We start from the raw sequence: 7048 nt of genomic DNA, 5'->3' as shown, positions 1-7048 counted from the left end.
GAGTTCTTATATGAACAAAACGTTGATCGCAGCTGCAGCAACTTCAGTACTTCTACTAGCCGGTTGTGCTTCTTCTGATGACGCAGCTACAGCAAATGCAGCAAAATTAGACGAACTAAGCAACCAAGTTAGCCAACTAAGCCAAGACGTACAAGCTCTTCAATCTGACGTTCAAAAATCAGGCGCAGCAGCAATGGCTGCTCAAGAAGAAGCTGAGCGTGCTAACGAGCGTATCGATAACATCGCTCAGTCTTACACTAAGTAAGATTTGATACCGCGTCTTAACGCCCGTTAAGGCGCGGTTATTTCGATAGGAACCCCATTCTGTGCAGCGATTGCTGCTTTAGCCTTCACGTTTTTCATACCGAATTCATCCAACCACCACTTTAACTCTTTCGGCACTTTCAGTTCATCTTTCTCGCCATTACTACGAGTCAAAGGCTCATGTGCTTCTAAGAACACACTTCTGTCAGGCTCAAGTGTCATTTTGATAGGCTGGTTAATGATGTTAACGTCTTCGCCGTTACGAACCTTGTCAAATAACCACTCAATGTCACTTGGGTCCATACGAATACAACCCGCGCTGACTCGCATACCAATCCCAAAGTCCTTGTTGGTACCATGAATTAGGTATTCGCCATTCCCGTAAGCTAAACGCAATGCAAACATACCAAGTGGATTATCAGGCCCCGCAGGAACAACGGCTGGTAGGTCAATGCCCTTTGCTTTGTACTCGGCACGAATAGAGGCTGGAGGAGTCCATGTAGGGTTCGGTCGTTTTTGGCTGATACGCGTTGTCATTACTGGGGTATCGCGCCCTATTCGGCCAATTCCGACAGGAAATACATGGACAATATTCTCTCCTTTCGGAAAGTAATATAAGCGCAGCTCGGCTAGATTAATAACGATACCTTTATAAGGTACGTCTGGGAGGATTAGCTGTGTCGGAATAGTAAGAACATGCCCCTCTTCTGGTAAGAAGGGATCCACGCCTTTGTTTGCGGCCATTAAACCTAGCATACCCACATCGTAGAGCTTAGCGATATTTGCCATGGTTTCGCCTTCTTGCACGACGTGGTTTTCAAGGCGACCAATTAAACGGCTTCCATCCTCTGGTAATTCGTACATCTTAGCGAATGATAGACCACTCACTAAAGATAACGACACAGATAGCAGGGTACGTTTTGCGAAACTCATTGATCGCTTTTTGCTAAGCATTTCACTCTATTCCTTGGCACTTTTAAAGAGCTGTAAGGTTATCTCTCTTTCTGTCTTGTGATCAACCATCGGCTTGTGATATTCCAGTAAAGAAAAGCCCTCCCAAGTCCAAGGTTTATGGATGTATTTGTTCGGTACACTTTTGATTTCTGGTACCCAGTGGCGCACAAATTCACCATTAGCATCGAACTTTTCGCCTTGGCTTATCGGGTTGAAAATACGAAAGTATGGCTGCCCGTCACAGCCCGTAGAAGCAGACCATTGCCAGCCACCATTGTTCGCTGCAAAATCGCCGTCCACCAGCTTACTCATGAAGTACGCTTCTCCCCATCGCCAATCAATATGTAAGTCCTTGGTAAGAAAGCTCGCGACAATCATACGTAATCGATTGTGCATCCAACCTGTTTGATTGAGCTGACGCATTGCTGCATCAACGACTGGGTATCCTGTTGTTCCTGTCTTCCATCGCTCAAAGGCCTTCTCATCATAGGACCACTGGATTTTATCCTCCCAATCGATAAATCCTTTGCCTTTGACGAGTTTTGGTTCGAAAACCAATAGGTGCTGATAAAACTCACGCCAAATGATCTCACTTAACCAAGTTGCTTTCCCTTCTGTAAGGTCATTTTGTTGATTTTCAGCATACAAACGAGCAATACACTGCCTTGGTGATAGCGCGCCAATCGCAAGGTATGGAGACAGTTGGCTAGTGCCATCAATAGCTGGAAAGTCTCGCTCGCTTTGATACGCGTCACTGCGCTCCCGTGCAAATTCCCTAAGCTGCTTCAAAATATCATTAGTCGAAGCCAGCCAGTCTTCACTGGATTCTCGAGGATAGCTAAATGTGAAGCTTGAATTAAATCGAGCCGACTCTAATTGTTCGAGTACCTTTTTATTGAGTAGCGCTTGCTCGTGAGGTTTTACTACCGTCGGCATATGGAACTGCGTTAACCAAGCACGCTTGAATGGCGTAAATACCTTAAAATATTCGCCTTGCTTATTAAGAACCGTCGTTGGCGCGTGCACACATTTGTCATGAAACAGTTCAAATTCGATATCGTGAGAAGCTAACGCTTCACTTACTTGTGTATCGAGCTCTCGTTCGTTCACCTCATAGTGAATGTTTGCCATGACAGACGTGGCTTCAAGTGTTTCCGCCCACCCACTAATCACATCTGTACAATCGGAAAACGACGGTACCTCTTTGTACAAAAAGGGAATATTAAGGCTTTCAAGCTCCTCGTTAAGACAAGCTAAGCGACGAGCAATGAGGTCTGCCTGCATCGGCGCCATGTGATGCTCCCGCCACTGCTCTGGCGTCGCGATAAAGCAAGCGACGACAGGCTGCCCTGAATCCAATGCCGCTTTGAGTGCCGTGTGGTCTAACGTACGCAAGTCACGTCGAAACCATACTAAAATCATGGTAGCTCCTATCTTTTGTCTACTAAGTTAGGTGTAATTTCTCTATCACTTCAGAGCACCCCATCCGATCACCTAGCTGTGCGTGAAGCATTTTGATGGACGCTACTTGTTTAGCAGCTAGTGCTTTATTGGAGAAAAGGTAGATAAACGAACCATTTTCAATGACCTCATGATCTAGTAGACCAGAAACATCATCAACCTTATCGATCAAAGTCGTGTGATACCCTTGTTCACAAAGCTTCGCTGCTTGAATCCAACTCTCAGATTCTCTGTTTTGTTCAAAGCTAATGAGCAGACACTTTCCTTTGGAAGCGGCTTTGTTTTCAGAATCGATTACAAGGGCAAGTCGAGTGATTAAACAAGTCTGAAATAACCCCACCTGCAAGGATCGCAACGATCCTTTTACCATATCTAGCGCATCAAATACTGGGCTAATAAACTGATCGATAACGAGTTTTAGTGGGTACTCTTTAAGAACAGAGGCAAGTAAACTCTCTGCTTTTCCTCGATTCAGGGTAGACAGCGCAAGCAGCATGTTTTCAACTTCTTCGAGTGTGCGAACCTCGTTTTTGACTTCGACATCGGCGCTTTTTCCTAGCAGCCCCTTCACTTTACCAATCGAAATCCCCTTCGCGAGCCAACTCTGGACTTCGCGAATCGTATCGAGATCTTGCTGGCGATAGAGTCTGTGTCCTTTTTCAGTTCGCTGAGGTTGGATCAAGTTGTATCTTCGTTGCCAAGCTCTCAGCGTAACTGGTTTTACACCCGTGATTTCTGCGACATCTCGGATCGCGTATAGTTTTTCTTCTGAACTACAAACCATAGCGTAATCTCATCTCCTGCGGATACGGTTCTAAAAACTTCTGTTTTGCTAAATACTCGTCTGGGTAAGTATTTAAGTAATGCTTAATCAATGTAAGTGGTGCTAACAGAGGCAGCATTCCGATACGGTAGTCGTGAATCACTGTCGCTAACTCTTCTTTTTCTTCTTTAGTTAGTGAGCGTTTGAAGTATCCTTGTAAATGCATCAACACATTTGTGTTATTTTTGCGGCTAGCCCGATTCGTTAACGCCTTCATAAGTCCTAAACGATACTCTTGGTAAAAGTCTTCAATTTCATAATTAGCGACATCAGCGACTAAGCGGCCAAGGGAGCGGTATGACTCTGGGTGGTGTGCCATTAACGTCAGTTTGTAGCGCGAATGAAAGTCGATGATTTTGCCACGAGTAGGCTCACCATCCATCGAGTCGTAAAAGTCATTTAGACAAAATACTCGAGTGATAAAATTTTCTTTCAATACAGGGTCGTTAAGTCTGCCATCCTCTTCAACAGGCAACCAAGGCATTTTTTGCATCAATGTTTGTGTATACAAGCCAACACCTTCTTTCGCAGCACTGTTCTTGCTGTAAACCTTGACTCGCTCCATGCCACAAGTTGGTGACTTAGCACAAACGATGTAACCACAAAGCTGCTCGCTTTGAAGTTCATCTACTTTATTGGCCGAGTAAGTGAGCATATTGTCGGTATGATCATTTTCTGGATTTTTGGTTTCAACCAATGCAACACGCTCTTCATTAGAAACAAGACGAATGGTTGGACGGGGTACTGGCATACCTACGCCGACTTCAGGGCATACCGAAACAAAGTCAAAATACGGGCTAAGCTCTTTAGTCACAAAGTTGCTCACCTTATGACCAGAGTCAAAACGCACTCGTTCACCCAAAACACACGAACTGATACCTACTTTGATCGAAGATTCCATGATGACGCATCCCTATACAAAAAGTTTTGTTGTATAACTTATAGCAAGCCTTTCCAGATTGTACAAGAAAATAAGTTGTACAATTTAATCGTTTTACTTCACTCGAAAGTATTTCGATCAACCAGCTTTCAGAAAAAAGCTTGGCCCAAAAACAAAGAATTTGTGCGCGCAATCGACAAACTGCTCAAAAGCAAATCGATTGCTCTTTTGATTTCAACAGATTTAGTTATCAATAGGAGTTGCAGTTTCTAAATGCGTGGTTTTTGTGACTAAGCTCTCAAGGGGCTACTGTACGTCCCGATATTATTGCCTCAACGAAAACGAACAAGTTCAACAGAATTGGTAATAGCGCTCTATAATAGAGGCGTTTTATCAAAACAAAACTTTGGAGAGCACTTATGGCAACCCCACACATTAACGCACAACCAGGTGATTTCGCTGAAACAGTTCTAATGCCAGGCGACCCGTTGCGCGCTAAATACATCGCTGAAACGTTCCTAGAAGATGTGAAACAAGTTTGTGACGTTCGCAACATGTTCGGCTTTACTGGCACTTACAAAGGCAAAAAAGTTTCTGTAATGGGCCACGGCATGGGTATCCCGTCTTGCTGTATCTACGTACACGAGCTAATCGCTGAATACGGCGTGAAAAACGTTATCCGTGTGGGTAGCTGTGGTGCAGTACGTGACGACGTGAAACTAATGGACGTTGTTATCGGTATGGGTGCTTCTACAGACTCTAAAGTTAACCGTATCCGTTTCAACAACCACGATTTCGCAGCAATCGCTGATTACGGTCTTCTAGAAGAAGCCGTTAACCAAGCGCGCGCTCAGGAAGTGCCTGTAAAAGTAGGTAACGTATTCTCTGCTGACCTGTTCTACACACCAGAAGCAGACATCTTCGAGAAGATGGAAAAACTAGGCATCCTAGGTGTAGACATGGAAGCGGCTGGTATCTACGGCGTAGCAGCTGACCTAGGCGCGAAAGCACTGACTATCCTGACAGTTTCTGACCACATCATCCGTGGTGAAAAACTAAGCTCAGAAGAGCGTCAGAAGTCGTTCAACGACATGATGAAAGTTGCACTAGAAACTGCAATCAACATCTAAGAACAAATAGTAAGTAATAATTTGCAGCCAGAGTTATGCTGGCTGCCCGAATTATCCCGAGGGGGCGATTGTGTCTAACGGCGAACTGCCAAAAGACGCAGATGGGTTACAACTCAACTTTTGTAAAACATTGGCGTGTGACAACTTTGGATTGAGTGATGCAAAGCGTTACGTTCTGCAACATGCGAACCCTAAGCGTCCGGCGATGGTATGCCGTGAATGTGGAGCTTTCCCCCCCTTACTTAATAATCGCGATGTCATGAACGAACTTCATCGCCTGCGGCACGTCCACAGTGACGGGTTGCCTGCTTGCCGTAATGATGATTGCGACAACTTTGGACTTTCTGTCCACACTCACAAACACCTCTATCACGCTTTCGGTTACAGTGGCGATCGCCAACGTTACCGCTGTAAAGTGTGTCAAAGTACCTTTGTCGACAAGTGGTCTGGTGCCAACAAGAAGCTTCAATTTCAAGAGAACTTGATGGGTTTATTGTTTACGGGATATTCCGTACGAGAAATCTGCCGCAAGCTTAGTATTAACCCAAAAACCTTTTACGATCATGTTGACCATATAGCTAGCCGCTGCCGCCGCAAGCTGGCAACCATTGATGCGCGCTGGGTAAACCACGCAACGCATTATGAATTGGCCTCAAACTATATTGCATTGCAACCGAACAGCAATAATGGTGTGTATTGGATTGTTTCTGGCGAAGCGCATTCTGGCTATATTCTTTGCCAGCACGTCAATTATTCCGCTGATGAAGAGCCAATCGCAACTCTCGATCATAACCCTTACGATGAGGTGTCTCGTTTTGTTTCCCAGGAGTACGTAGCGGAAGCAAGTGAGCCGCTTGCGGAACCTTCTCATCACCTGAGAGAGCGAATTGACCAAAAATACCAAACAATTTTGGCTCGCGGTAACGTAGAAGACCCTCTTGGTAATCTATCTGTATTTCATTACCCTTCAAAAGGGGCATTAGTCCGTCCGCCATACACCTCGTATGCACACTATTTACACGTACTTGATATGTGCTGCCCAAACAAACGTGTATCTCTATACATGCCTCAAGATCCCCTACTACGTTCAGCTGCACTGAGCGTTTGTTTACCTCGTATTAAAGAGAAAAGTGTCGACTTGATGTACGTAGAAGAGGACGCTAGTTGGGACATGAGTACTCCCTTTGGCAAAGTCGATATCGCCTATATGAGTTGGTGGCGCGATCGCTGGGCAATCTCTAGTCAAAACGAAAACCACAAAGGCATTTGCTACCTCGCTGGCGATCAAAATGAGCCTGAAAAATGGTTTAACGTTGCGACAACTCGTCATGTGAAGTTTTATCAAAACCGCTTTCAGATTCTTTTCGAAAGCTTCATTAACGAGCCACGTCGCAAATTACGACCTGCTGGTATTTTACCTCTTTTAGATATATTCAGAGCTTGGCATAATTTGTGCTATCAGGATAAACAAGGTCTTACCGCTGCACAAAGGTTGGAAGTCTCTGATGCACCTTTGACAATCAAACAGCTCCTATC

General features: G+C 44.9%; 7 protein-coding genes. 3 read left to right on the top strand and 4 right to left on the bottom strand.

Features of this window, described 5'->3' with window-relative positions; genetic code table 11:
* Positions 1-10: 10 nt before the first annotated feature.
* A complete protein-coding gene (locus CAG68_RS08595) occupies positions 11-265 on the top strand; it encodes an Lpp/OprI family alanine-zipper lipoprotein (protein ID WP_005375145.1) in 255 nt (84 codons plus the stop codon).
* A gap of 26 nt (positions 266-291) precedes the next feature.
* Here CAG68_RS08595 and CAG68_RS08590 read toward each other — a convergent pair whose 3' ends face one another.
* Genes CAG68_RS08590 through CAG68_RS08575 form a run of 4 tightly spaced genes read right to left on the bottom strand, consistent with a single transcriptional unit; the run spans position 292 to position 4403 of the window.
* Positions 292-1218: a L,D-transpeptidase family protein gene (locus CAG68_RS08590; RefSeq protein ID WP_005375144.1), complete on the bottom strand. Its 927-nt coding sequence runs from the start codon at positions 1216-1218 to the stop codon at positions 292-294.
* A gap of 6 nt (positions 1219-1224) precedes the next feature.
* On the bottom strand, positions 1225-2640 hold the full coding sequence (phrB, locus tag CAG68_RS08585; protein WP_086047247.1) for a deoxyribodipyrimidine photo-lyase: 1416 nt from the start codon (positions 2638-2640) through the stop codon (positions 1225-1227).
* 22 nt (positions 2641-2662) lie between these two features.
* A complete protein-coding gene (locus tag CAG68_RS08580; protein WP_005375142.1) occupies positions 2663-3463 on the bottom strand; it encodes a MerR family transcriptional regulator in 801 nt (266 codons plus the stop codon).
* Positions 3453-4403, bottom strand: coding sequence for a YbgA family protein (locus CAG68_RS08575; RefSeq protein ID WP_005375141.1), 951 nt, complete (start codon positions 4401-4403; stop codon positions 3453-3455). The genes CAG68_RS08580 and CAG68_RS08575 overlap by 11 nt, the downstream gene beginning before the upstream one ends.
* 398 nt (positions 4404-4801) lie before the next feature.
* On the opposite strand from CAG68_RS08575, the gene deoD reads away from it, so the two are divergent.
* Both deoD and CAG68_RS08565 read left to right on the top strand, forming a co-directional pair.
* A complete protein-coding gene (deoD, locus tag CAG68_RS08570; RefSeq protein WP_005375140.1) occupies positions 4802-5512 on the top strand; it encodes a purine-nucleoside phosphorylase in 711 nt (236 codons plus the stop codon).
* A gap of 70 nt (positions 5513-5582) precedes the next feature.
* Positions 5583-7048 (top strand): lactate dehydrogenase (locus CAG68_RS08565; RefSeq protein WP_086047246.1); only part of this gene is annotated, 1466 nt, incomplete at its 3' end.

It is taken from the genome of Vibrio sp. V42_P2S4T144, assembly GCF_009904715.1.
GTDB lineage: Bacteria > Pseudomonadota > Gammaproteobacteria > Enterobacterales > Vibrionaceae > Vibrio > Vibrio alginolyticus.
The sequence above is the reverse complement of the archived record's forward strand: the minus strand, read 5'-3'. Positions and strand labels throughout refer to the sequence as shown.